This is a genomic window from Actinoplanes sp. NPDC026670 (assembly GCF_040638175.1).
GTDB lineage: Bacteria > Actinomycetota > Actinomycetes > Mycobacteriales > Micromonosporaceae > Actinoplanes.
In genome coordinates this window covers 1-23,526 of record NZ_JBEZXU010000013.1, presented here as the reverse complement: position 1 = coordinate 23,526, position 23,526 = coordinate 1, and the positions used below count along the sequence as shown (strand labels likewise).

The window sequence follows — 23,526 nt, the reverse complement described above, 5'->3', positions numbered from 1 at the left end:
ATCAGCTCCCTTGGTTGTATCGGCCGGTGGTGGCGTGCCACCGGCGGCTGCCGCCGGTCCAGGCCCAGACATCCGCGAGGAACCGCCGCAGGTTCGGCGATCCGGCCGCGCTGAGCTGGGTGGCCAGCCCGACGAAGGTGTGCATCAGCTCGTTGTGGATCTCGACGGTGCGGGCCATCGCCTCCTTCGGGCCGAGGCCCTCGTTGACCTGGAGGACCCGTGGCAGGTTGAAGTCGGTCTCCGACTCGGCCGGGCCGGAGTGCAGGTCGTTGACGAGCACCGCCGCGTTGCCGGCGAGGGTGTACGCCCGGCGCACGTCCGGGTGGTAGAACTCGTGCGGCGACAGCTCGTAGCCGGCCAGCACGTCGACCAGGATCATCGGCGGCAGGTAACTGTTGAGGTGCCGCTGGACCAGGTACTCCCACACCGGCGGGGTGCGCCGGTTGACGTGCCAGTCCGCCTCCTGGGTCCAGGCCAGGAAGAGGATCGCCATCTGGTGCTGGAACCGGCCCAGCTGAGCCGGGCCGGCGTAGACGGCCAGGTGCTCCATGGCGGTGCGGAACGCCTCCGAGATGGGCTGGAGCCGGTGGTATCCGGCCATGTCCCTGGCATACCTCGGGACCATCTGGGCCGGGTCGACCACCGAGATCAGCCGGGCCAGGCGTGACCCGACCACCTCCGGCTCGGCCCCGAGCTCCACCTCGTCGACGTAGTAGTCGTCCGCCGCCCACTCGGCGACCAGGCATTTCGTGGCCATCAGCAGACGGTCGGGGTCGCTGACGGCGGGGTGGGCCAGCATCATGAACCGGCCGAATCCATAGGATCGCAGTTTGTCGAGGCGGCCCGGATAGATACCGACACTTCCGGCCCAGTCGATCAGCCCGTCGTCGACCAGATCGCCCAGTGCCGGGTCGTCCCGGATCGCGCCCGGACAGAACAGCTGATCATCGCGCGGAGGCTCGGCCAAGGGCCCGAGGAAGGCCCGGGCGGCCGACATGCCCAGCGGCGGGATGATCTTCCGCAGGTCCGCAGGCGGCGCGAACCGCAGGTCTGAGATGACGGACATGTCAGTGCGAGAGTTCGACGTGGTCGAGGATGCCGAGCGCGTCCGGCACCAGCACGGCCGCCGAATAATAAGCGCTGACCAGGTACGACATGACGGCCTGCTCGTTGATGCCCATGAACCGCACGTTGAGCCCCGGCTGGTACTCGTCCGGGATGCCGGTCTGGTGCAGGCCGATCACGCCCTGGTTGGACTCGCCGATCCGCATCGCCAGGATCGACGTGGTGTGCGTGTGGCTGATCGGGATCTTGCCGGACGGCAGGATCGGCACGCCCCGCCACGACGGCACGGTGTGCCCGTCCATGTCCACGGTCGGCGGGTAGATGCCCCGCTTCGTGCACTCCCGCCCGAACGCCGCGATCGCCTGCGGATGGGCCAGGAAGAACTTCGTGTTGCGCCGCATGCTCAGCAGCTCGTCCAGGTCGTCGGGGGTGGGCGGCCCGCTCCTGGTGTGTATGCGCTGCCGCAGGTCGGCGTTGTGCAGCAGGCCGAACTCGCGGTTGTTGACGAGCTCGTACTCCTGGCGCTCGCGCAGCGCCTCCACGGTCAGCCGCAGCTGCTGCTCCAGCTGGTCCATCGGGTCGTTGTAGAGATCGGCGACCCGGGTGTGGATCTTCAGGATGGTCTGGGCGACGCTCAGCTCGTACTCGCGGGGGTTGGTCTCGTAGTCGACGTAGGTGCCGGCCAGCGTCGGTTCGCCGGAGTGGCCGGCCGCGACCGCGATCGCCGCCTCGCCGTGCTTGTTCTGCGGGCGGCGGCTCTTGTCCCGGAACCCCTCGACGTGCTCGCGCAACATCTCGCTGCGCGAGGTCAGCTCGGCGAACGCGGACCGGGGCAGCGCCAGGATGGTCACCGCGGTCATCGCCTTCGCGGTGTACGCCCAGATCGGGTCGTCGGCCACCAGCACCTGCTCGCCGAACTTCTCCCCGTCGGCGAGCACACCGAGGCTGAGCGGGTCGCCGTACGCGCCGACGCCGACCTTGTCCACCTTGCCGTGCGCGATCAGATACAGGTTGTCGGCGACCGAGCCGAACTCGACGATCACCTGTCCGGGCTGGTACTCCTGCTGGACGAACCGGTCGGCTATCCCGCGCAGCAGCTCCTCGTCGTCGATCCCGGCGAGCACCTCGATCTCGCGCAGTTCGGACGGCACCACCTGCACCGAGGCCCCGGTGTTGATGAAGGTCAGCCGGCCGTCGCCGAGCCGGTAGGTCATCCGCCGGTTCACCCGGTAGGCGCCGCCCTTGACCTCGACCCAGGGCAGTTTGCGCAGCAGCCACCGGGAGGTGATCTCCTGCATCTGCGGGACCGACTTGGTGGTGTGGGTCAGGTTCCGTGCGGCGACGGTGCTGAGGCTCTGCTGGTACTCCTGGTCCTGTTCCTCACGCGTCTTGGCCGGCTTCACTGAACTGGTCACGGTGGTAACGCCCCGTTTCATCCGGAATAAGGCTTACATCTAGCCCGTTTTATCCCAGCTCAAAGCATGTTTGGCGGTTTTTGTAGAAGAGCGAACTATCCGACCTAAGCTCCGTGATCATGGAAGTGCTGCTCGCTGCCCCACGGTCCTTCTGCGCCGGAGTCGAACGCGCCGTCGACATGGTGGAGAACGCCCTGCGCGTGCACGGTCCACCGATCTGGGTACGCCGCCAGATCGTCCACAACGCCCACGTCGTGACCCGCCTGGAAGCCCTCGGCGCGATCTTCGTCGACGAGCTCGACCAGATCCCGGACGGCGCCACCGTCGTCTTCTCCGCACACGGCGTCGCGCCCGCCGTCCGCGCCGAAGCCGCCCGCCGCGGCCTGCACGTCATCGACGCCACCTGCCCGCTCGTCGCCAAGGTGCACGCCGAGGCCCGCCGCTTCGCCGCCCGCGGCGACACCGTCCTGCTGATCGGCCACGACGGGCACGACGAGGTGGAGGGCACCCTCGGGCAGATCCCCGGGATCCGGCTGGTCGGTGACGTCGCCGACGCCGCCACGGTCGAGGTCGACGATCCACGCCGGGTCGCCTACCTCACCCAGACCACGCTGGCCGCCGGCGAGACCGCCGCGATCGTCGGCACGCTGCGGGACCGGTTCCCCGGACTGGCCGGGCCGGCGGCCGGCGACATCTGCTACGCCACCACCAACCGGCAGGAGGCGGTCGCCGCCATCGCCGCGGCCAGCGACGTCGTGCTCGTCGTCGGTTCGGCCAACTCCTCCAACTCGCAACGGCTCGTCGAGGTCGCCCGCCGGCACGGCACGCCCGCGCATCTCATCGAGGACGCGGGGGAGATCCGCTCCGAGTGGGTGGACGGGGTCCGTACCGTCGGATTGACCGCAGGCGCCTCGGCGCCGCCGCACCTGGTCGCCGAGGTGATCGCCGCGCTCGGCCCGGACACCGTCACCGAGCACCGGGTCACCGACGAGAACGTCACCTTCGTCCTGCCGCCGGCCCTGCGCGACCCGGGGTCCCCCGGGTACCGGCCAGGGACTCACCCTGGGGCGGCTCCGGGGCTCCGCGAGCGACAGTCGTTCCGGTAAGCGAACCAGCTAGGGAGCAGACGATGGTGGACTTCAAGATCGAGGTCGTGGTGCTGCCGGTCGCCGACGTGGACCGGTCCCGGGACTTCTACCGCAACCTCGGCTTCCGCGAGGACGTCGATTTCACCGGCCCGGACGGGTTCCGGGTCGTGCACCTCACCCCGCCCGGCTCGGCCGCGTCGATCATCATCGGCGCCGGGGTCACCGACGCCGAACCCGGCTCGGCCAAGGGCGTCCACCTGGTCGTCGACGACATCGTCGCCGCCCACGATCACCTGGCCGCCCACGGCGTGCCGGTCAGCGAGGTGTTCCACGACGCCGGCGGGGTCTTCCACCACGCCGGGACCACCGCCCGCGTCGACGGCCCGCACCCGGACCGGCAGTCGTACGGCTCGTTCCTGTCCTTCACCGACCCGGACGGCAACGAGTTCTTCCTCCAGGAGATCACCGAACGCCGGCCCGGCCGGATCAGCCACGTCGTCTACGACTCGGTCGCCGCGGTCGAGGCCGCGCTGCGCGACGCGGCGATCGCCCACGGGGAGTACGAGGCCACCGTGCTCGACGGCAAACACGACGAGCAGTGGCCCGCCTGGTACGCCGCCCACATGGCGCGCGCGGCCGGGCTCGACGGGACGGCCTGAGTCCGGATCACCGGCCCGGGAACCATGTCGCAGAGGCACCTGAGGTTGCCGGCCGCGCGTGTCCCGGCCGTGGAAGGCTGAGGTCCGCCCGGTCCCACGGCCTGCTGGATAATCCGGGCCGTGGGACCGAGCAGATATCACTCGCCGCGGCGGGCCGACGCGGCCGCCGCCACCCGGGCGGAGATCCTGGCTTGCGCCAAAGACCTCTTCATGACCAATGGGTACGCCGGGACGACGGTCCCGCAGATCGCCCGGGCCGCCCGGGTCGCGGTGCCCACCGTCTACGCCAGCACCGGCGGTAAGGCCGACATCCTGGCCGCCCTGCTCGCCACCATCACCGACGACCCGGCGTCCGGGGACGTCGCCGCCGCCATCAGCGCCGTCGACGACCCGGCCCGGGTCATCGCCATCGTCGGTGAGGGAACCTGGCACAGCCACCGCCGGCACTGGGACACCATCGTCGGATTGTTCCCACAGGCCCGCTCCGAACCGTCGGCGGCGGCCGTGCACGCGAACATCCTCGAGCTCTACCAGGCCGCCATCGGCGTCGTCGCCGACCGTCTCGCCGAACTGGGCGGCCTGCGTCCCGGCCTGTCCCGCGACGAGGTCCTGGACATCCTCTGGTTCTACTTCGGCGACGCCGCCTGGTCGTCACTGTCCCTCGACCGGGGCTGGCCCCTCGAACGCACCCGAGACTGGCTGATCACCTCTGCCACCGCCGCCCTCCTCGGCCCCGTCGCTCCCGGCCCCGGCTGACGGCTGTGGGTACGGGTCCCTGGCCGCCGGGACCAGGGAGTCTGCCTGGGGCGAACACGTGGGTGGCGGGCCGAGCATGGGCCCATGCGAATCTTCGACGTGCTGGGCCGGTGAACCGGTGGAGTACTCGCTGGAGTTGATCGTGCTGCCGGTCTCCGACGTGGAGCGGGCCAGGGAGTTCTACCGGCGGATCGGGTTCCGGGAGGACCTGGACTATGCGGGCGGGCCGGATTTCCGGGTGGTCCACTTCACCCCGCCGGGCTCGGCGTGTTCCATCGTGGTGGGCGCCGGGATCGGCACGGCCGCGCCGGGGTCGGCAGAGAACGTACATCTGATCGTCCGGGACATCGTCGCGGCTCGCGCCGAGCTGATCGCCCGCGGTGTTGCGGTGAGTGAGATCTTCCACGACCCGGAGGCGGTGCTGTTCCATCACGCCGACGAGAGCAGGCGGCAGCCGGGCCTGTATCCGGGCCGGCTGTCGTATGCCTCGTTCGCGTCGTTCACCGACCCGGACGGCAACGGTTTCCTGCTGCAGGAGGTGACCGAACGCCATCCGGGCCGGTGAGACCGGGCGGCCCGGCTATGCGGCGGTCAGCCGGGCCAGCTCTTCAAGGGTGCCGTCGCGGCGGGCCTTGCGGATGCCGTGTTTGGCCATCGCCCCGTTGACGGCCAGCTGGACTCGCTTGAGCGGCGGCGACGTGAACCCGCCCACGGTGTGCGGGGCGTAGACGGCGACCCCGCCGGTCACGTCGAGCCAGCCGGTGCAGATCCGGTTGGACAGCCCGATCGCTTGCGGGCCGAACGAGTGCGCGGTGAACGCGGCCCGCCGTGCCCCGTCCGGCAGCGGCCCCTCGAGCACCAGCCCGGCGGCGCTGTGCCCGGTGACCCGTACCGGCACGATCACCGGGAACCCGTCCTCCCCGCGGTAGCCGAGAACCCGGTGCGGCAGCTTCGTCACCTGCCGGAACAGTTTCGCCGGATCGGTTCGGGGCGCGGCTCCCCGGACCGGCGGCGCCTGGGCGGGGAGCGCCGCGGCGGGCCCGGGTGTCTCGCTCACCCGCTCGACCGCGATGTCGATGACCACCCGCTGCTCGTGGTACTCACGCAGTAGCCAGTTCCAGAACGGCCCGGCCGGGGTGTCGCCGAGGAACCTGGCGACCTGCGGGGCGAGCGCCGCCAGCCGCGCCGGCGACGGTGTCAGCCCGACGCCGGCGACCCCTTGGGCCAGCACGAACCGGTCACCCGCGGACGCGCCGAAGCCGTGCTCCCGGGTGTGGTAGGCCATCGCGACCCGCGGGTCGCGCAGGATGTGCCGCAGTTTGTGGCTGAACGCCAGCGAGGTGGTGACACCGATCGTCCCAGCCGCCCGGTCGGCGAGGCCGGTGGGGGAGACCGGGATCGCGATCACCCCACCGGCCGGGGTGCCGTAGGCGAACACGGTCACCAGGTCCCCGGCCATCACCGTCTGCGCCGTCTCCGACCAGAGCATCAGGCGCCCAGCGCGGCGAAGGTGGCGGCGGCCTGCTCGCGCAACGCAGGGAACAGCACCGGCTCCTCGTGTTCGAGGTGCCGGTGCACGGTGTCGCGGACGGTCGCCGCGGCGCCGGCCAGCGACGGGCCGCCGAGCGGCGCCGCGGCCAGCGCCTCGAGCGCCTCGTCCAGCTCGTGGTGTTCGCCGGTGAGTGTGGCGAGCGGCGCGGACGCGCCCGGGGCGACCCGCTCGATCATCGGCCACAACCTGTCGTCCTCGGATTCGTGATGGTGGCGGAGGTGCGCGATGACGAAGGTCCGCAGCTCGTCCACGGCGGCCGGGTCGGCCTCCGGGCGGCGGGTGGCGTCGGCCAGCAGCGTGGTGGCGGCGCGGTGCAGGTCGTGGATGACACGGGTCTCCACGACCGACTGTGGTTCAGACATGGCGGCACCATATTGACTAGAGAGTCCTATAGTCAATTTCGGGCCTCGACCGCTCTGATGGTCTGGTCGAGCGCCTTGCCGAGGAACGGCTTGGCCACCGTGCCCAGCAGGAGTCCGACGATCCGGCCCTTGAGGTTCTTGCCGTCGCGGACCACGACCGCGTCCAGGACGGTGGTCCCGTCCGGCCGCCGGGACAGGTTGTACGTGTGCCCCGACGCCCCGCCCCACACGTTGGAGTCGGTCGTCCGCATCACCACCCGGTACGGGTCCGACCAGTCGTAGCTGAGCCGCTCCCAGACGCCGCCGCCCCCTTCGGTCACGTCGGCGTGGGTCGGCCCCAGGTCGTGCACCTTCAGGAAGTCGTCCGAGCTGTTGCCGAAGATCTCCGAACGGCCGGGGCCGAAGTCGGTGATCGCGGCGACGAACTGTTCCGGCGTCACCGACATGGTCTTGTGGAAGTGGATCGTTGACATGTGACGAGCCTCGCCGGAAACGGCGTGCGCCGAACCCGGGTGGAACCCTGGCGGGGACCCTGGCCCCGGTAGTCTGCGACGCCGGTGGACGGCGGGGAAGGACTGACGTGGGACTCGAACTGCGGGGGCGGCACCGCGAGCGGGAGACGCTCGACCGGCTGCTGCGCGACGTACGGGCCGGCCGCAGCCGTGTCCTGGTGCTGCGCGGCGAGGCCGGGGTCGGCAAGACCGCGCTGCTCGACTACCTGACCGGGCACGCCCCGGCCGGCCGGGTGGTCCGCTCGGCCGGGGTCGAGCCGGAGACCGAGCTCGCCTACTCGGCGCTTCAGCAACTGTGCGCCCCGCTCCTGGAGCACCTCGGCCGACTCCCCGAGCCGCAGCGGGACGCGCTGTCCACTGCGTTCGGCCTGAGCAGCGGCCGCCCGCCGGAGGGCCTGGTCATCGGGCTCGCCGTGCTCGGCCTGCTCGCCGAGGCGGCCGCCGAGCAGCCGCTGATCTGTGTCGTCGACGACGCCCAGTGGCTGGACCGGATGTCCGAGGTGATCCTCACCTTCGTGGCCCGCCGGCTGGATTCCGAGTCGGTCGCCTTGATCTTCGCGGCCCGTGGCACGGTCCTCGACGGGCTGCCCGACCTGCGGCTGGAGGGCCTGCCGGACGCCGAGGCCCACGCCCTGCTCGACTCGGTGCTGCCGGGCCTGGTCGACGCCCGGGTCCGGGACCGGATCGTCGCCGAGACCCGGGGCAATCCGCTGGCCCTGCTCGAACTGCCCCGCGACCTGTCCCCGGCCGAGCTGGCCTTCGGCTTCGGCCAGACCATGAGGGATGGGCAGAGCACGACGGCCACCGTCGTGGGCCGCGTCGAGGAGACCTTCGGACGCCGGATCGCCGCCCTGCCCGACGACTCCCGCACCCTGCTGCTGGCCGCCGCCGTCGAACCCGTCGGCGACGTTCCGCTGCTCTGGCGGGCCGCGGAACGGCTCGGCATCGGCCCCGAGGCGGCCGCGCCGATCGAGGCGGCCGGGCTGGTCGAGTTCGGGGCGCGGGTGCGGTTCCGGCATCCGCTCGTCCGGTCGGCCAGCCACCGGTCGGCCGGGGCCGCCGGGCTACGGGCCGTTCACCACGCGCTCGCCGAGGTCACCGACGGTGAGCGCGACCCGGACCGGCGGGCCTGGCACCGGGCGCACGCCGCGATCGGCCCGGACGAGCCGGTCGCCGCCGAGCTCGAACAGTCCGCCGGCCGCGCGCTCGCCCGGGGCGGACGGGCTGCGGCCGCGTCGTTCCTGGAACGGGCGGCCGAACTCACCCTGGATCCGGAGGCACGCGCCGGACGTACCGTCGCCGCCGCCCGGGCCCGGTTCGCCTCCGGCGCGGTCGGCGCCGTGCCGGAGCTGCTCGCCGCCGCCGAGCTCGGCCCCTACGACCCGGTCCGGCAGGCCGAGATCGAACGGCTCCGGGCCCGCGTCGCGTTCGCCGTGAACTCCGGCCGGTCCGCGGTCACCCCACTGCTCGAAGCAGCCGGCCGGTTGCTGGCGCTCGATCCGGCCGCGGCCCGCGCCACCTACCTGTCGGCGATCGGTGCCGCGGTCAACGCCGGCCGGCTCGGCGGCGACGACCTGCGCCGCGCCGCCGAGGCCGCCCGCTCCGTCCCGGCCGGCGACGAACCGGCCGGGCGGCTGCTCACCGCGTTCACCACGTGGAGCCTCGACGGGCACACCGCCGCCGCGCCGCTGTTCCGCCGGGCGCTGGAGGCGGTCACCCCGGAGAACGACCTCGATCTGCACTGGCTGGCCGGAATGGCCGAGCACGAGATCTTCGACCACGTCTCGTTCCTGTCCCGCACCGGGAAGGCGGTCGCGTTCGCCCGCCGGGAGGGGCTTCTCGCGCTGCTGCCCAGCGCGCTCACCTTCCGGGCCACCGCGCTGATCTATTCCGGACGGTTCGCGGACGCCTCGGACCTGATCGACGAGGCCGAGGCGCTCGCGTACGCCACCGGGCCGTCACCACACCCGGCGACCGCCGCGATCCTGGCCGCCCACCGGGGGCGCACCGGGCCGGCGCTGGAGGCGATCGAGTCGCTGCGCACCGAGGCCGAGGCGGGTGGTGTCGGCTGGCTGATCGGCGTCGCCGGGTACGCGCGGGCGGTGCTGCACAACGGGCACGGCGACTATCCGGCCGCGCTGGCCGCCGCCCGGCAGGCCACCGGGCACGACGACCTGGCGGTTCTCCAGTGGGGGCTCGGGGAGTTGGTCGAGGCGGCTGCCCGTACCCACGAGATGGATCTCGCCAAGGCGGCGCGGGACCGCCTCGCCGCCCGGGCCGGCGCCTCCGCCGGCGGATGGGCCCGCGGCACGCGCGCGCTCGCCGACGCGCTTACCGGGACCGACCCCGACTCCTCCTACCGGGAGGCGATCGAGCAGTTCGCCGGCACCGGCCTCGACCTGCAGACGGCCCGCGCCCGGCTGCTCTACGGCGAATGGCTGCGCCGGGAGAACCGCCGGGCCGACGCCCGGCTCCAGCTGCGGCCGGCGCACGACGCCTTCGCGACGATGGGCGCGGAGGGCTTCGCCGAGCGCGCCGCGCGGGAGCTGCTCGCCACCGGGGAGACCGTGCGGAGAAGGACATCGGGGGTACGGGAGGAGCTGACCGCCCAGGAGGGGCAGATCGCCCGGCTGGCCGCCGCCGGCCGCACGAACCCGGAGATCGGGGCGGTCCTGTTCCTCAGCCCGCGCACCGTCGAATGGCACCTGCGCAAGATCTTCGCCAAGCTGGGCGTGACGTCCCGCCGGGAGCTGGCCGCCGCGATCTGATCACCGGCAGTCACCGTCAGGCCAGGAAATCCTCCACCAGTTTGCGGAACAACTCCGGCTGCTCCACCCAGGGGCGGTGACCGGATTCGGTCATCAGCTCGTAGCGGGCGTCGGGGTGGGCGGCCGCCACCACGCGGGCCGGGGCGGTGCCGATCATGCCGTCCGAGGCGCCCGCCACCACCAGCACCGGGGCGAGCACCGGGCCCGGCCGGGCCGCGCCGGCGTAGAACTCGTCGCGGAGCCACGGGAGCCGATTGGCGTGGCCCGGCACGTACTCGGCGCGCAGCTCGGGCGTCCAGCGATGCCAGTGGAACGGGACCATGAACGCCTGCGCGAACGGCCCCCGGGCGGCCGCGGCCTGCGGATACCACGGCTCGGCCGACCGCGACGCCCGGATCCGCGCCACCTCGGCCGGGTCGATGTCCCGGCCGGCCCGGCCGATCGGCGTCACCAGGACCAGGCGGCGGACCCGGTCCGGGCGGGTCACCGCGTACTCCTGCGCGGTGAGCGTCCCCGCCGAATGCGCCAGCACGTCGAGCCGGTCGAGGCCCAGGTGCTCGCGCAACGCCTCCAGATCACCGGCCTGCGCCGTGAACGACACGGTCGAGTGGTCGGCCGGCACCTCCGAACGGCCACCGGCCCGCGCGTCGGCCAGGATCAGCCGCCGCGTCGCCGACAGCCCGCCCAGATCGCCGAGATACCGCACGTCCATCCCGGGACCGCCGGGCAGCACCACCAGCGGCGGACCGTCCCCGGCCACGTCATAGAACAGGCGCAGGCCGTCGGGGGCGGCGTAGTACGGCATCCGGCGATCCTGCCACGCCCGGGGGGATGGTGTTTGAGCCGTCGCCGTCGGGCAATCTTGAAGACGTGAACTGGCTGGAATTCGCTCTGCTCCACGTCGACGAGCCCTGCACCGTCCGGGTGGAGGCGCCCGGACGCCGTGCCACCCCCGTCGGCCCGTGTGTGATCGCCCGCCGGCCGGACGGGTTCACCCTGCTCTGCCCGCCCGACACGGTCGCGCCGCCCGGATCCCGGATCACCCTGCCGGCCGGCGACACCGTCGAGGTGCTGACCGCGGTGCACCTGGCCGCGCACGGCACCCGGCTGCCCGAGCACCAGCAGCTCGACGTGGGACGTCAGGAGGTGGGCCGGCGGCCCTGCCGGGTCTCCGGAAGACCAGGCTGACCCCGGCTAACCCTCAAGATCGGCGCGCCGCGGCCGATAGGCGGGGGAGTGTGGTCCATTCACGGAGACGACACGTCGCGAACGTGTGGCGTGGTGGAGCCTCGCCGTCCTGCTGATCGCGCAGCTGGTGATCTACGCGGCCGGGGTCGATGACAATCCCGTCGCGGGACTGCTGCACAACGTCCTCTACCTGGTGCCGGGCCTGCTGGTCGCGAGCGTCGCCGGCCGCGCGCCCGGCCCGGTCCGTACCGCCTGGGCGTTCCTGTCCGCCGGTCTGCTGTCCTACGCGATGGCGAACCTCTACTGGTGGATGTTCGTCCGCGACCTCGACCCGGAACCGCTGATCACCCCGGCCGACCCGCTGTGGCTGGCCTTCTACCCCTGCCTGGTGACCGCGCTCGTGCTGGTGCTGCGGCACCGCCTGCCCCGGGTCAGCGCCTCCGCCTGGATGGACGGGGTGATCGCGGCCACCGCGGTCGCGTCGCTGGTGTCGGTGCCGGTGCTCGGGGCGGTCGAGCCGGCCCCGCACTCGACGATCCTGGGCGTGATCGTGAACGCCGCCTACCCGGTCGCCGACATCGCCGTCGCCGGCTGCCTGCTCGGCGCGTGGGCGCTGTCCGGATGGCGCGCTGACCGGGTGCTCGGCCTCCTGATCGCCGGAATGGGCCTGTTCGCGGCGGCCGACACGGTCAGCATGGTGCTGCTGTGGGAGGGCGTCGAGGTTCCGGCCGCCGTCGACCTGGCCTGGCTCGTGGCCCTGAGCGTGCTGGCGCTGGCCGCCCGGCAGCCGTCCCGGCACACCCGGGCGGCCCGCCCCAGCATGTGGCTGAGCACCGCCGTCCCGGCTGGTCTCGCGGTCTGCTGCCTGGGTCTGCTGCTGTGGGCGGCGCTGACCGCGTACTACATCGAGCCGGTCAGCAGTGTGCTCGCGGGTGTCGCGGTGGCGGCGGCGATCGTACGGATGATGGCCAGCGTCCGGGCCGCCGAAGCGCTCGGCACGGCCCGCCGGCAGGCCCGCACCGATGAGCTGACCAGTCTCGCGAACCGCCGGTTCTTCGTCGAACGCCTGGAACGCGAACTCGACCGCCCCGATCCGGGACTGGCCGTCGCCTACGTCGACCTGGACCGGTTCAAGGAGGTCAACGACAGCTTCGGCCACGACGTCGGGGACACCCTGCTGCGGCTGGTCGGCGACCGGATGCGGGAGTCGCTGGAACCGGAGGTGCTGCTCGCCCGGCTCGGCGGTGACGAGTTCGGCCTGATCATGCCCGATACCGGCCGGGACCGGGCCGCGGAGATCGTCGACGGGGTGCTGAGCACTCTGCGGGAGCCGTTCGTGCTGCCCGAGGTGGATCTGCACGTCGACGCCAGCGTCGGCATCGCGGTCTGCCCCGACGACGGCGTGGACCGGTCCACCCTGCTGCGGCGGGCCGACGTGGCCATGTACGCGGCCAAGACCGGCCACGGCGGCGCGCCGGTCTTCGCCACCGGGCTCGACGATCACGCGCGGGCCCGGCTGACCATGCTCGAGGAACTGCGTACCGGGCTGGACCGCGGCGAGTTGGTGCTGCACTACCAGCCCAAGGTGACGGTGGACGCGGCCGCCCGGGTCACCGGGGTGGAGGCGCTGGTCCGCTGGCAGCATCCGGTCCGCGGGCTGATCTATCCGGACGCGTTCCTCTACACCGCGGAGAGCGCCGACCTGATGGGCCGGATCACCACCGTCGTGCTCGACCTCGCCTGCCGGCAGAGCCGGGAATGGCGTGACCAGGGGCTCCCGGTCTCGGTGGCGGTCAACCTGTCGGTGTCCAACCTGCGTGATCCCGGGTTCCCGGAACAGGTCGGGGAGCTGCTGCGGCGGCACGGCCTGCCGCCCGCCGCCCTCGAGCTCGAAGTCACCGAGAGCGTCCTCATGACCGACGCCGACAACGCGCTCCAGTCGCTCGGGCGGCTCCGCGACATGGGTGTCCGGCTGGCCGTCGACGACTACGGCACCGGCTACTCCAGCCTCAGCTACCTCCAGGTCCTGCCGGTCGACGACCTGAAACTGGACCGGGCCTTCGTCAGCCGGTGCGGGGTCGACCCGCGCAGCGCCGCGATCGTGCACAGCACGGTCCAGCTGGCGCACTCGCTCGGCATGCAGATCGTCGCCGAGGGCGTCGAGGACTCGGACATCTTCGAACGGCTGCGCGACTACGGCTGCGACCTCGCCCAGGGGTACGGGATCGCCCGGCCGCAGGACGCCGCCACCACCACGGCCTGGCTGCTGGAACGGGAGATCGGGTACCAGGCCGCAGCATGACGCCCCCGGCCGGGGCCGGGGGCGTCGTGTGCATCCGATCAGCGGGTGATGACCGGGACGTTGCGGATCTGGTGCTCGATCAGGCGCTTCGCGAACTTGACGACCTCCGCGTCCCGGCCGGCCGGGCTGAAGTCCTTGCCCGGCTGCTGCTCGGCGACCCACCGCTCCGACCGCTCCACCATGCGGAACAGGTCGGTGACCGCGCCCGGGTGCTGCCGGCACAGGTCGACGGCGATCCGCAGGCGGCGCTCCGGGACACCCCGCAGGTACTCCGGCATGCCGGCCTTCCAGGCGAGCGGGTGGACCAGGTAGCCGGCCGGCAGGTTGCCCGGCCCGCCCATCGCCTCGAGGATCTGTAGCGGATCCAGCCGCAACGGCGGTGCTTTCACACCCATCCAGGCGAGACCGGCCAGCGCCAGCACGATCACCACGAAGATCGCGGCCAGCGGGTTGCCGGTGCCCATCGCCAGGATGATCCCGAACCCGACGAGGACCAGTCCGCCGGCGGTGATCGTCCCGGTGTTGCCGGTCGTGTCGCACGCCTCCCGGCGGGCCTCGTCGATGTATTTCTGGATCACGTTCTCCAGCAGCGGGTTCGACGGTCTCCATCGATCACCCCGCACCGGCATCGTGCCTTCGGGTAACTGGGTCATGGGGGATTCGCGTCCTTCCCGCTCGTCCGTGTGCGGTTTCCGGACCACGAGGCCAGGCCGTCCGTGGCCTTGCCTTTTCCGGTAGCGCCGCGAGAATCGGCACCCCCGGCGGCGACTTGAGGGATATCTCAGAGGTAGGGCTGGGTGCCCGGGACCGCGGTCGGCAGGCCCCGGCGGGCACGCTCGGCGCGGACGGCGACCTCGGCCACGTCGTACAGGGCGCCGGCCACCGCGACGACGATCACCATGCCGGTGAGCCACCGCAGCGGGTCGGCGTCACCCCAGTTCAGGGTGGCGATCCAGGCCGGGTTGAAGAACTGCTCAGCCGTGGCCAGCCACACGATCGGGCCGGTGAACAGCACGGCCAGGGCCGCGTTGACCAGGGTCACCGTGTGCGACCAGGCGCCGCGCCGCGACAACCAGACCGCATAAAGAGCCTCCAGGATCAAGACCACGATGAGGTACGGCCACCAGAACGCCCAGTTCGCCGGGTCGAGGACGGGCTGCTCGGTGAACGTGAACTGCTGAAGGACCAGGGCGGCGATCAGCAGCACCGGCCAGATGACCGCCGCCCACAGCTGGGCCGGGGTCAGGAAGCCGGGCTCGTAGCGGGGCAGATCAGCCGGAGTCCACGGCCGGCTGGGCGGCCCGGCCCGGGTCACGCCGGCCCGCTCCAGCAGCGCGAACGTCAGCGTCGACCAGAACACCATGTGCGCGCCGACGGTGAGCAGAGTGCCGATCACGGTGCCGACGACCTCGCCGAACGTGGCGCCGCCGAGCACCCGGATCACCACCGAGAGGGTCACCACGGCCGGCAGCACGATCGACAGCAGCATGGTCAGCAGGCGCTGCCAGGCCGGGAAGACCGCCGGCCCGATCAGATAACGGGGCCGGTCCGCGTAACCGTCGGCCAGCCGGTCCGGGTCGCCGAGCTCGAGCAGCGTCTGCTCGACGGCGGTGTCGTGGGCGGCGCCGCCGTCGACCCGGGCGTCGACCGCGTCGTCGATGGAGGTGCGCAGCTCGCGCTCGATGTCGGATCGCTGCTGCTCCGGAACGCGGCGCAGCACGGTGAAGACGTAACGGTCGATGAGGGTGGTCACAGGTCGCTCCCTGATTCGGTGCCGGCGGGGGTGTCCAGGTCGCCGATCGCGGAGTCCAGCCGCACCCACTCGTCACGCAGCGCCGACGCGATGGCGTCGCCCTGCTCGGTGGTGCGGTAGAACTTCCGCGGCCGGGCCTCGTCGGTGTTCCACTCACTGGTCAGCAGGCCCTGGGACTCCAGGCGCCGTAGCAGGGGGTAGAGCGTGTTGGCCTCCACCTCGAACCCGGCCGCGCTCAACGTCTCGAGCAGCGAATACCCATACCCGGGTGTCCGCAGCACCGTGAGACTCGCAACGACGACCGTGCCACGGCGCAGCTCCTGCAAGTGCCCGGAGAGCGTCGCATCCATTGTCATGCATCCCACGATACTGTGTCTCACGCACTATGGCAACCGACACGGCATTGTTCCGCGCCCACCTGCGGCGGAGCGGCTCAACCCCGTTGCCCCACCGCTGTCTCGGAGGGTGTTTGGCGGCGGTGAGAGCCGGCCGGGGGTTCGGTGAGGGGTAGCTACGCCCGTGAGGCGCCTTTCGGCCCGGAGGGAACGGGGTCTCGCGGGGCGCCGGCGGGGCGGGGAACGTGTGGTCGGGGGAGGTTTGTGCCGTACCGAATCTGGCCTGTGGTGTGCCTCGGGGTTGAAGAGGTTTCACTAGTAGGCTTCGGGCCGTTGTGTTTCGGGGATCGAAGACGCGGGGCTCCCGGCCCCGCGGGCAGAGGGACGGATATGAGTGACGAGGCCGACTTCCACGCTGACCGGACGCAGGAGTTCTACGTGTCGGCTGTGGTCCCGGCCGTGCCGCCGCAGCACGGTGGCGCCGAGGTGATCGAGGTCGCGGCCTACCGTGGCGAGACCAAGTTCGAGAGCGAAGTGATCGAGAAGATCGCCTCGTCGGCGGCCCGGTCGATCCCCGGGGTCGTCGAGCTCGGCGGGGATGTGGCCCGGTTCTTCAACTCGGTGCTCGACAAGATCGGCCTGGACAAGGTCGGCGACTCGACCCGCGGCGTGTGGGCCAAGGTGGACGGCACCGACGTGGAGCTCACCGTCATCCTGGTGATCTCGGCCGGCGAGGTGGTCGCGGACGTCACCGCGGCCGTGCGCACCGTGGTGATCGAGGCGGTCGAGCGGTACGGCCTGCACGTCAGCGAGTGCACCGTGAAGGTCGACGACATCCGGCTGCCGGAGAGCTGACCCCGGCCCGGCTTCCGCCTCGCTTCGCGCTGCCTCGCTTCGCGCCGCCTGGCCTCGCGCCGCCTCGCCTCGCGCTGCGCCGCCTCGCCTCGCCCTGCCTTCCGTCCTTTTCGCGTCGCCCACATTTCCGACATTTCGGATATTCCCGGAAGTGCGGGTCGGGGGGCGGTAACGTGCGGTTCGTCGGCGGCGTTTCACCGGGGGGAATGATGATCACCGTGCCCGCGGGGAGCAGCCTCACGCTCCGATGCCCGGGCACCCAGGCCATCGTCCTCGTCTCCCTGGCCGACGTGTCCGCGCCGTTCCTCGCCGACCTCGAGCCGATCCCGGTCCTCAGCCTCGACGGCCCCGGAGTCCGCCGCATCGGCATCCTCGAACTCGTCACCTCCGCCGGCGTGACCTGGGTCGAGGCCGAACTCCGCAACGACCAGCTGACCGTCATCGGCGACGCGCCCACCGACGTGGTGCAGCGCCGCGCCTCGGCCCGGCGTCCCGGCACCTATCCGGCGGTCGGCACCGCCCAGATCGAGAACATCGACGGCCGCCACCTGGTCCCGGTGACCGGCCGGGTCGAGGACATCTCCACCTCCGGCCTGCTGCTACGGGCGACGACCGACGACAATCTTCCTTCTCTGCCGTACGGCATAGAGCGCACCCTGCTCCACGTGACGATGCCGTGGGGCGAGCTGACCGCCGCGGTGACCACCGTCGACCAGCGGGCCGACCTGTTGCGCGGCACCTTCGAATGGATCGACCCGAACGCCTCCGACGAACTGGTCCGCTTCTGCGGCAACCGCCGAAGCTGAGCCCGCCGGCCCTCGCTGCCTTCAGATCAAGGACACGGCACTGGCTCCCGTGGGTGACGTTACCTAGCATCCGGGGTCCAGCCAGCCGATCGGAGATCCGCTATGCCTGACGTCCCGAAGCCGGATCCGGTACACGTCGGGCCGATGGATCTTCCGCCGTACGTCTACGTTCCGTGTTCGCCGTTCAACGCGGGCGACGCCGATCTGTCGGTGGATCTGCGATCGACCAAGGCCGGGCAGATCGTCCTGCTGGTCTACTCCGCACTGGACCGGCTGGTCGACAACTGCGGTCCGGAACAGCCGTGGACCGTGCTGCCGGCCACCGAACTGGAGCAGATCCGGGTGGCTACGGGTTTTGAACTGATCCTGCTCGACGTGTGTATACCCGAGCATCTGCGGCGGGGCGCGGGAGGAGAATCAGGATGACCGATCGGCTGAACGTGGACATGGCGCTGCTCGACGCGGTCGCTGACCGGCTCGCCCAGGCGGGCGGCGACATCGACGCGACCGGCGCCGCTGTGCCTCCGCCTCCGGACGCCGGCCCCGCCACCGCCGACGTCGCCGAGGTCCTGAGTCTGCTGTGTGGCGGTGCCGCGCAGCTGGCGGAGAGCCTGCGTACCTCAGGTAGCCGCGTCACCGAGGCGATCAGCCGGTACGGCCAGGAGGACGCCGCCGCAGGCGGCGCGATCCGCGGAGCGTACTGATGCCTGTCGACACGCGTCTCGACGGCAGTCCCGAGCAGGTCCACGCTACCGCCCGATGGCTGCTTGATCAGCTCGCCTTCGAGGTCGGCGCCGGCGCTACCGCGATGACCACGGCCGGTGTCGACGCCACGCAGGGCTGGCAGGGCGCGGCCGGCGACGCTTTTCGGGGCCGGATGTCCCGGGAGGCAGCAACCGCCGGAGAACTGCGCGCCGAGATCACGAACAAGGCCGCCCGGATGACCGACCTCGCGAATCAGCTCGCGCAGGCGCAGCAGCACATGGCCAACGCCCGGGCGATCGCGGTGGATGGTGGCCTCCCGGTGGACGGCTATCTGATCGGGGATCCGGGAGGAGCCCCGCCGGCGCCGCACGGTACAGCGCCACCGGAGGTGCTTGCCGCGCACACCGACGCGGTTGCGCTGCATCAGCGTCAGGTGGACGCCTACGCCCAGGCCGAGGGTGAGGCGGGCAAAGCGACGGCGCTCGTGAGGTTCTTCGGTGACACCTGGAAGAACATCAAGGACGACGTACGCAAGAAGTGGTTCTTTCTGATCGGGGACGGGGCCAACGGCCTGACCGGCGGACTGCTCAGAGAGCACCTCAAGGCCCTGAACGCACATGCCAAGGGTGCCGCAGAGGAGATCAAGAAGCTCGAGACCGCCTACCTGAAATCGCAAGGTGGGTCAGCGCACTCCCGGTCCCTTCATGAACTGATGTCGAAAGAGGTCCTGGCCGCCAAGCAGGTCGAGGAACGGGCCGCCACCGGTCTCGGGAGGCGCATCGCCGGCCGGGTTCCGTTCATCGGGGCGGCGATCGCCGTCGCCGGGATCGGATACGACATCGAGAACGGCAAACCCGCGGTGAAGGCGGTCGCTTCCGGGGGAGGCGGCATCATCGGGGGAATCCTGGGCGGTATGGCAGGCGGCGCGATGGGCGGAACACTGACCGGCGGCCCCATCGGCACTGTCGTGGGATCAGTCGTCGGTGGTGTCGCGGGTGGACTGATCGCCAGCGGGGTGATCGATGCCGCCTACGACAGGCTCCCTGAGGGAGTGAAGGACGCCTTCAACGACGGTCAGGCCACGGTCAGCAAGGCCCTCGGAGAGGCCGGCGGCGAGGCCAAGAAGCTGTGGGACAAGATCTTCTAAGGGGAGCCGTGGACGAGCAGTCACCGTGGAAGGGAACCGGACCGGGTCGCCTGATCGGTGTCTCGATCGCGTTCGGGGCGTTGCTGGCCCTGAGCTTCGTGGCCTTCGCTGTCTACGGGCTGGTGACCGAGGATCGTCTCGGTGCGCTGATCAGCCTGGTCGTAGCCGTGTACTTCGGTCATCTCGCCGCGATCGGTGACGCGAACTTCTGGCGGCCGCGCAGAGTCCGCCGGCCGTCTGCGGTCGTCGCCGAGAACGGAGGCTTGACCTTCCGCTTCTCGAGCTGGGCTCGTGTCCTGGCGGCGACCAACCTGCTGTTGACCGCGGCCGTGCTGATCCTCTTCGGTGTGGGCATCGTCGGTGATGGCGACACGGTCAGCGTGGTCGCCGCGATCGTGGCCTTCGCTGCCGCGGCCTGGCTCCTTCTGTCGAGCCTTCGGCTGTGGCTCGGAGGCCGGGGGAGACTGCGCGTCAGCCCGGACGGCCTGGAGCATCGCAGTCTCGGCCTCGTGCACCGTCTGCCCTGGCACTCGATCGTCGACGTCATCCCGGCGACGATCGGCAACGCCCCGGCGGTCGTCGTCCTGCCGTCCGCGGCGGCGCCGGTCGATGTCGTCTTCGCCTGGTTCACCCGCATCGGCGGGCGCCGTGGCTTCCGTCTGCCGTCGATGATTCTGCGCGGTATGTGGCTGGCCGGTGAGACCGAGACCGTCTACCAAACCTTGCGGCACTACCACGCCAATCCGACCCACCGCACCGAGTTGGCCACGGAAGCCGCCCGGCAGCGAATCGACCAGCAGCGGCTGATCCTGCGCTGACCATGCCTACCGCTTCGTCATCATCTGGTCACGCAATGTTGCCGAGTGGCGGGTGGCGGCCTATGGTGACCGGGTGTTGTCGACTGGTGTCGATATGTGGTCGGGGCGGCGGGAGATCCGGGCCGGCAGTGAGATCTTCTGTGTTCGGGGGGCCGCGGAGGTCTCTGCCCTGGAAGAGGGCTGTGTCGTGCTTCGGGCCGAGGCCCGGCAGGGCAGTGTCCGGGGGCGGGACGTGCGGCTTGCCCGGCTCGAGGTGGCGAGGCGTGGGGACTGTCCGGAGCGGCGGCGGGCCGAGCTAAAAGTGGAGGCCCGGCTGCACGACGTGGTTGCGGGGCTGCCCCGGGTGGTGTTCCGGTACGACGAGGCCGGGTCGTACACCTTCGCGACCGGGATGCCGCCGGGTGTGGCCATCACCGAGCTGCACGGGCGGCCGCCGCTGGCCGGGCGGGTCCTGCACGACGTCCTTCGTGGAATCGCGCTCGTCGGCCGTACCCTCGAAGGTCTTCATGAAACCGGACGGGCGCATCGCGCGCTGAGACCGGAAGTGCTGCTCGCGTCGCGGGATCGGATGTGGCTGCGCGACGCCGGGCTGGCCGCGACGCCGCCGGAAGCCGGCGAGGGGACCGACGCCTACCGGGCGCCCGAGCAGCAGCGGGCCGCGGGTGGGGCGGCGACCGACGTCTATCAGCTCGCGGCGATCGTGTATCACCTGGTCACCGGGGAGGCGCCCGGTCCGGATCCGCTGCCGGTGGCGCGGCTGCGGCCGGAATGGGACCGGCTGGACGAACCGCTGGCCGCGGCCCTCCACCCCGACCCTCGGCGGCGGGCGGCGCTCGGCGAGCTGATCCGCGGCCTGACCCGTCCGGGCGGATGACACGCGACGCGGTGACCTTGCCCACGGCCGGCTCGGCGGGACGGCCGGTGGCTGGCGACGTACCGTTGGCCCGGTGAGCGACGTATCCGCGCCCGTCATCGCCCTCGCGCACCGGTTCGCCGACGAGCTGCCCGAGATGGCTGTCGCCTTCTCGGCCGCCGAGGTGGCCGCGCCCCGGCTGCTCGTGCTCAACGAGCCGCTCGCCGTCGAACTCGGCCTCGATCCGGAGTGGTTGCGCACCCGCGACGGGCTGCGGTTCCTCACCGGGAACGCGGTGCCCGACGGCGCGAAACCGGTCGCCCAGGCCTACGCGGGGCACCAGTTCGGTGGGTATTCGCCACGGCTCGGAGACGGGCGGGCGCTGCTGCTCGGCGAGCTCGGCGGGCGTGACCTGCACCTCAAAGGGTCGGGGCGGACACCGTTCGCCCGCGGTGGGGACGGGCTCGCGGCGGTCGGGCCGATGCTGCGCGAATACGTGATCAGCGAGGCCATGCACGCGCTCGGCATCCCCACCACGCGGTCACTCGCGGTGATCGCCACCGGGAAGAGCATCGTCCGGGAGAACCTCGCGCCGGGTGCGATCCTGGTCCGGGTCGCGGCCAGTCATCTGCGGGTCGGCAGCTTCCAGTTCGCCCGGGCGACAGGTGACGACGACCTGCTCGGACGGCTCGCCGCGCACGCCATCGAGCGGCACTATCCGCAGGTGGGCGACCCGGTCGGGCTCTACCGGGCGGTTGTCGGCGCGCAGGCCGAGCTCATCGCCCGATGGATGCTCACCGGGTTCATCCACGGCGTCATGAACACCGACAACATGACGATCTCCGGCGAGACCATCGACTACGGTCCGTGTGCGTTCATGGATGCGTTCGACCCGGCCACCGTGTTCAGCTCCATCGACGAGGGCGGGCGGTATGCCTACGGCAATCAGCCCGCCATCGCCCAGTGGAACCTCGCCCGGCTCGCCGAAGCGCTGCTCCCGCTCTTCGGCGACGATCAGGAGCAGGCGATCAGCCGGGCCACCGAGGCGCTCTCGGAATTCCGGGAGCGGTATGTGGCGGCCACTCTGCGCGGGTTCCGGGCCAAGCTCGGTCTCACTGAGCGTGATGTCGATGACGCCGCTCTCACCTCCCTCACCGAGGATCTGCTCGCTCTCCTCAAGGCCGGCCGGATCGATTTCACGTCATTCTTCCGGAATCTGGCCGGCGGCTCCGAGGGTGACGGCGAACTGGCCGACTGGATCAAGCGGTGGCGCGCCCTCAGCCCCGACACCGAAGCCATGAACCGGGTCAACCCGCTCTACATACCCCGCAACCACCTCGTCGAAGAGGCCCTCGCGGCGGCTACGGACGGTGACCTCGAACCACTCCACCGGCTCCTCGAGGCGATCACCTCACCCTTCGACGAGCGCCCCGGCCTCGAACGCTTCACCGAAGCCGCCCCGCCTGACTTCGGCACTTACCGCACGTTCTGCGGGACATAACCTATTTTGTACGGCTACCGAGAGCGCCGTGGCTACCCCGCGGCCTCCCGGCAGCCTCACGGCCGCCAGCGCGTCTTTCGGGCGGAGGCGGTCCAAAGACCGCCAGCCGTCGCTCAGCCGCCTTTCGGGGCTGGAATTACCGTGCTGGTGTACAGCCGGCGGGTCAGATGCGGTACTGCTCGATGTACTCGGCGGCCACGGCCGGCATCTCGTCCCCGGCGTCCTCGGCGAAGAAGATCTCGTTCTCCAGCCAGTAACGGCAGATGAACGCCTCGAACGACTCCGCACAGAACTGGATCTCGTCGGGTTCCGCGGCCGGGTCGTCTCCGTGTGTGTACATGTCGACTGTGCAGACCACGGCGTGTTCGGCGCCGTCCTCGGTCAGGTACAGGTACCAGAAGAGGCAGCCCTGCTGGTCGTTCAGGAACCGGATCAGGTGGCCCCTCCCGGTGGGCGACGGCACCGGGCCGACATCCAGATCCAGGTAGCAGGCGGTGGACGAGCGCACCCGCTCCTGTAGCTCCGGGGCGGCCATGAACCGTACGAACGAATCCGGCAGCGCCAGCCCGGCAGCCTCGCAAGCCGACCGCAGAAGCGGAAGCTCCGCCTGCGTCCCGCCGTCCTCGTTGATCGCCCACTCGTCGTGGGCCGGCTGATCCCGCAACCAGCCGAAATCGCCGCTCAACGGGAACGGCAGCGGCGGCAGTTCCGCGAACGAGTACCGCCCGTAGGTGCCCACATCGGGACGTGCCGGCACGCCGGCCTCCGCCAAACCGGTACCCCACCACGACGCCGGAAACGGCGACTCCTCAGCCCTCATGGCGCCATCCTCCCTGATCTTGCGGGTCCGCCCGCCCAGGGGAGTCTTCTGCCCAGCCACCTCACCCTGAGAAAGACAGCCGTCAGGCGAATGACGTCTCCTCCGCCAGCAGCGCTTCCGTGGGTAGGCGCTTCCGCCAGCAGCGCTTCCGCCAGCAGCGCTTCCGCCAGCAGCGCTTCCGTCGGCGGGGGGGGCGGGGGCGGCGCCCCCCACCGAGAACCCCCCCCCCCACCGCGGCGCGCCCCCCGGCGGTAGTAACGTTTTTT

At 71.4% G+C, this 23,526-nt stretch carries 25 protein-coding genes; 15 read left to right on the top strand and 10 right to left on the bottom strand.

From position 1 onward, the window contains the following. Position 1: 1 nt before the first annotated feature. Together AB0E94_RS14960 and AB0E94_RS14955 are read right to left on the bottom strand one after the other, a co-directional pair. On the bottom strand, positions 2-1,066 hold the full coding sequence (locus AB0E94_RS14960) for a family 2 encapsulin nanocompartment cargo protein terpene cyclase (RefSeq protein ID WP_360326409.1): 1,065 nt from the start codon (positions 1,064-1,066) through the stop codon (positions 2-4). Between the two features lies 1 nt (position 1,067). Beyond that, complete coding sequence (locus AB0E94_RS14955) at positions 1,068-2,480, bottom strand: family 2B encapsulin nanocompartment shell protein (RefSeq protein WP_360326407.1); 1,413 nt, start codon at positions 2,478-2,480, stop codon at positions 1,068-1,070. Positions 2,481-2,599: 119 nt separating this feature from the next. Here AB0E94_RS14955 and ispH point away from each other — a divergent pair, with 119 nt between their 5' ends. The 4 genes from ispH (at position 2,600) to AB0E94_RS14935 (ending at position 5,548) form a co-directional block, all read left to right on the top strand. Next, positions 2,600-3,586: a 4-hydroxy-3-methylbut-2-enyl diphosphate reductase gene (ispH, locus tag AB0E94_RS14950; protein ID WP_360326406.1), complete on the top strand. Its 987-nt coding sequence runs from the start codon at positions 2,600-2,602 to the stop codon at positions 3,584-3,586. 23 nt (positions 3,587-3,609) lie between these two features. Beyond that, positions 3,610-4,227: a VOC family protein gene (locus AB0E94_RS14945; RefSeq protein ID WP_360326404.1), complete on the top strand. Its 618-nt coding sequence runs from the start codon at positions 3,610-3,612 to the stop codon at positions 4,225-4,227. Between the two features lie 120 nt (positions 4,228-4,347). Beyond that, positions 4,348-4,983: a TetR/AcrR family transcriptional regulator gene (locus AB0E94_RS14940; RefSeq protein ID WP_360326403.1), complete on the top strand. Its 636-nt coding sequence runs from the start codon at positions 4,348-4,350 to the stop codon at positions 4,981-4,983. A gap of 118 nt (positions 4,984-5,101) precedes the next feature. Continuing rightward, positions 5,102-5,548: a VOC family protein gene (locus tag AB0E94_RS14935; RefSeq protein ID WP_360326401.1), complete on the top strand. Its 447-nt coding sequence runs from the start codon at positions 5,102-5,104 to the stop codon at positions 5,546-5,548. A 15-nt stretch (positions 5,549-5,563) separates the two neighbouring features. On the opposite strand, the gene AB0E94_RS14930 is transcribed toward AB0E94_RS14935, so the two are convergent. From AB0E94_RS14930 to AB0E94_RS14920, 3 genes are read right to left on the bottom strand one after another with little or no spacing between them, the layout of a single operon-like run. Beyond that, positions 5,564-6,472, bottom strand: a complete 909-nt coding sequence (locus tag AB0E94_RS14930; protein WP_360326399.1) for a hypothetical protein — start codon at positions 6,470-6,472, stop codon at positions 5,564-5,566. Further along, entirely contained in the window at positions 6,472-6,897 is a 426-nt protein-coding gene (locus AB0E94_RS14925; RefSeq protein ID WP_360326397.1) for a hemerythrin domain-containing protein, read from the bottom strand. Before AB0E94_RS14925 ends, AB0E94_RS14930 begins: the two co-directional genes overlap by 1 nt. Positions 6,898-6,929: 32 nt before the next feature. Beyond that, positions 6,930-7,370 carry a hypothetical protein gene (locus tag AB0E94_RS14920; protein ID WP_360326396.1) on the bottom strand — a complete coding sequence of 147 codons (441 nt, stop codon included), beginning with the start codon at positions 7,368-7,370 and terminating at the stop codon, positions 6,930-6,932. A 107-nt stretch (positions 7,371-7,477) separates the two neighbouring features. Between AB0E94_RS14920 and AB0E94_RS14915 the strand changes: the two genes are divergently transcribed. Next, positions 7,478-10,177 carry a LuxR family transcriptional regulator gene (locus AB0E94_RS14915; protein ID WP_360326394.1) on the top strand — a complete coding sequence of 900 codons (2,700 nt, stop codon included), beginning with the start codon at positions 7,478-7,480 and terminating at the stop codon, positions 10,175-10,177. A gap of 16 nt (positions 10,178-10,193) precedes the next feature. On the opposite strand, the gene AB0E94_RS14910 is transcribed toward AB0E94_RS14915, so the two are convergent. Beyond that, entirely contained in the window at positions 10,194-10,982 is a 789-nt protein-coding gene (locus tag AB0E94_RS14910) for an alpha/beta hydrolase (protein ID WP_360326392.1), read from the bottom strand. Between the two features lie 65 nt (positions 10,983-11,047). Between AB0E94_RS14910 and AB0E94_RS14905 the strand changes: the two genes are divergently transcribed. Then, a complete protein-coding gene (locus AB0E94_RS14905) occupies positions 11,048-11,365 on the top strand; it encodes a hypothetical protein (protein ID WP_360326390.1) in 318 nt (105 codons plus the stop codon). A gap of 85 nt (positions 11,366-11,450) precedes the next feature. Then, a complete protein-coding gene (locus tag AB0E94_RS14900; protein WP_360326389.1) occupies positions 11,451-13,667 on the top strand; it encodes an EAL domain-containing protein in 2,217 nt (738 codons plus the stop codon). Between the two features lie 38 nt (positions 13,668-13,705). Here the strand turns inward: AB0E94_RS14900 and AB0E94_RS14895 are convergent, their stop codons facing one another. The 3 genes from AB0E94_RS14895 to AB0E94_RS14885 all read right to left on the bottom strand — a co-directional run bounded on the left by AB0E94_RS14895 (position 13,706) and on the right by AB0E94_RS14885 (position 15,776). After that, the gene (locus AB0E94_RS14895; RefSeq protein WP_360326388.1) at positions 13,706-14,320 is read right to left on the bottom strand and encodes a hypothetical protein; all 615 of its coding nucleotides are present in this window, start codon (positions 14,318-14,320) and stop codon (positions 13,706-13,708) included. A 128-nt stretch (positions 14,321-14,448) separates the two neighbouring features. Then, the gene (locus tag AB0E94_RS14890) at positions 14,449-15,420 is read right to left on the bottom strand and encodes a permease prefix domain 1-containing protein (RefSeq protein WP_360326387.1); all 972 of its coding nucleotides are present in this window, start codon (positions 15,418-15,420) and stop codon (positions 14,449-14,451) included. After that, positions 15,417-15,776 (bottom strand): PadR family transcriptional regulator, encoded by a 360-nt coding sequence (locus tag AB0E94_RS14885; protein WP_360326385.1) that lies wholly within the window; start codon positions 15,774-15,776, stop codon positions 15,417-15,419. The genes AB0E94_RS14890 and AB0E94_RS14885 overlap by 4 nt, the downstream gene beginning before the upstream one ends. A gap of 369 nt (positions 15,777-16,145) precedes the next feature. Between AB0E94_RS14885 and AB0E94_RS14880 the strand changes: the two genes are divergently transcribed. The 8 genes from AB0E94_RS14880 (at position 16,146) to AB0E94_RS14845 (ending at position 22,440) form a co-directional block, all read left to right on the top strand. Continuing rightward, positions 16,146-16,610 (top strand): Asp23/Gls24 family envelope stress response protein, encoded by a 465-nt coding sequence (locus tag AB0E94_RS14880; protein WP_360326383.1) that lies wholly within the window; start codon positions 16,146-16,148, stop codon positions 16,608-16,610. A 209-nt stretch (positions 16,611-16,819) separates the two neighbouring features. Further along, positions 16,820-17,416, top strand: a complete 597-nt coding sequence (locus tag AB0E94_RS14875; RefSeq protein ID WP_360326382.1) for a hypothetical protein — start codon at positions 16,820-16,822, stop codon at positions 17,414-17,416. Positions 17,417-17,518: 102 nt separating this feature from the next. Further along, on the top strand, positions 17,519-17,842 hold the full coding sequence (locus AB0E94_RS14870) for an SAV_915 family protein (RefSeq protein WP_360326380.1): 324 nt from the start codon (positions 17,519-17,521) through the stop codon (positions 17,840-17,842). Then, complete coding sequence (locus AB0E94_RS14865) at positions 17,839-18,120, top strand: hypothetical protein (RefSeq protein WP_360326379.1); 282 nt, start codon at positions 17,839-17,841, stop codon at positions 18,118-18,120. The genes AB0E94_RS14870 and AB0E94_RS14865 overlap by 4 nt, the downstream gene beginning before the upstream one ends. Then, on the top strand, positions 18,120-19,268 hold the full coding sequence (locus AB0E94_RS14860; RefSeq protein WP_360326377.1) for a hypothetical protein: 1,149 nt from the start codon (positions 18,120-18,122) through the stop codon (positions 19,266-19,268). The genes AB0E94_RS14865 and AB0E94_RS14860 overlap by 1 nt, the downstream gene beginning before the upstream one ends. An 8-nt stretch (positions 19,269-19,276) precedes the next feature. Beyond that, the gene (locus AB0E94_RS14855; RefSeq protein ID WP_360326375.1) at positions 19,277-20,086 is read left to right on the top strand and encodes a hypothetical protein; all 810 of its coding nucleotides are present in this window, start codon (positions 19,277-19,279) and stop codon (positions 20,084-20,086) included. 187 nt (positions 20,087-20,273) lie between these two features. Next, positions 20,274-20,960, top strand: coding sequence for a hypothetical protein (locus AB0E94_RS14850; protein ID WP_360326373.1), 687 nt, complete (start codon positions 20,274-20,276; stop codon positions 20,958-20,960). Positions 20,961-21,033: 73 nt separating this feature from the next. Further along, positions 21,034-22,440 carry a protein adenylyltransferase SelO gene (locus AB0E94_RS14845; RefSeq protein ID WP_360326372.1) on the top strand — a complete coding sequence of 469 codons (1,407 nt, stop codon included), beginning with the start codon at positions 21,034-21,036 and terminating at the stop codon, positions 22,438-22,440. Between the two features lie 163 nt (positions 22,441-22,603). Here the strand turns inward: AB0E94_RS14845 and AB0E94_RS14840 are convergent, their stop codons facing one another. After that, positions 22,604-23,260: a hypothetical protein gene (locus AB0E94_RS14840; RefSeq protein WP_360326371.1), complete on the bottom strand. Its 657-nt coding sequence runs from the start codon at positions 23,258-23,260 to the stop codon at positions 22,604-22,606. Positions 23,261-23,526: the final 266 nt, after the last annotated feature.

What these genes read in the sequence shown, in the direction of transcription:
- AB0E94_RS14960 (WP_360326409.1), bottom strand. Translation starts at nt 1,066, where the DNA reads ATGTCCGTCATCTCAGACCTGCGGTTCGCGCCGCCTGCGGACCTGCGG.
- ispH (WP_360326406.1), top strand. Translation starts at nt 2,600, where the DNA reads ATGGAAGTGCTGCTCGCTGCCCCACGGTCCTTCTGCGCCGGAGTCGAA.
- AB0E94_RS14945 (WP_360326404.1), top strand. Translation starts at nt 3,610, where the DNA reads ATGGTGGACTTCAAGATCGAGGTCGTGGTGCTGCCGGTCGCCGACGTG.
- AB0E94_RS14930 (WP_360326399.1), bottom strand. Translation starts at nt 6,472, where the DNA reads ATGCTCTGGTCGGAGACGGCGCAGACGGTGATGGCCGGGGACCTGGTG.
- AB0E94_RS14925 (WP_360326397.1), bottom strand. Translation starts at nt 6,897, where the DNA reads ATGTCTGAACCACAGTCGGTCGTGGAGACCCGTGTCATCCACGACCTG.
- AB0E94_RS14920 (WP_360326396.1), bottom strand. Translation starts at nt 7,370, where the DNA reads ATGTCAACGATCCACTTCCACAAGACCATGTCGGTGACGCCGGAACAG.
- AB0E94_RS14910 (WP_360326392.1), bottom strand. Translation starts at nt 10,982, where the DNA reads ATGCCGTACTACGCCGCCCCCGACGGCCTGCGCCTGTTCTATGACGTG.
- AB0E94_RS14895 (WP_360326388.1), bottom strand. Translation starts at nt 14,320, where the DNA reads ATGACCCAGTTACCCGAAGGCACGATGCCGGTGCGGGGTGATCGATGG.
- AB0E94_RS14885 (WP_360326385.1), bottom strand. Translation starts at nt 15,776, where the DNA reads ATGACAATGGATGCGACGCTCTCCGGGCACTTGCAGGAGCTGCGCCGT.
- AB0E94_RS14880 (WP_360326383.1), top strand. Translation starts at nt 16,146, where the DNA reads ATGAGTGACGAGGCCGACTTCCACGCTGACCGGACGCAGGAGTTCTAC.
- AB0E94_RS14875 (WP_360326382.1), top strand. Translation starts at nt 16,820, where the DNA reads ATGATCACCGTGCCCGCGGGGAGCAGCCTCACGCTCCGATGCCCGGGC.
- AB0E94_RS14870 (WP_360326380.1), top strand. Translation starts at nt 17,519, where the DNA reads ATGCCTGACGTCCCGAAGCCGGATCCGGTACACGTCGGGCCGATGGAT.
- AB0E94_RS14865 (WP_360326379.1), top strand. Translation starts at nt 17,839, where the DNA reads ATGACCGATCGGCTGAACGTGGACATGGCGCTGCTCGACGCGGTCGCT.
- AB0E94_RS14860 (WP_360326377.1), top strand. Translation starts at nt 18,120, where the DNA reads ATGCCTGTCGACACGCGTCTCGACGGCAGTCCCGAGCAGGTCCACGCT.
- AB0E94_RS14840 (WP_360326371.1), bottom strand. Translation starts at nt 23,260, where the DNA reads ATGAGGGCTGAGGAGTCGCCGTTTCCGGCGTCGTGGTGGGGTACCGGT.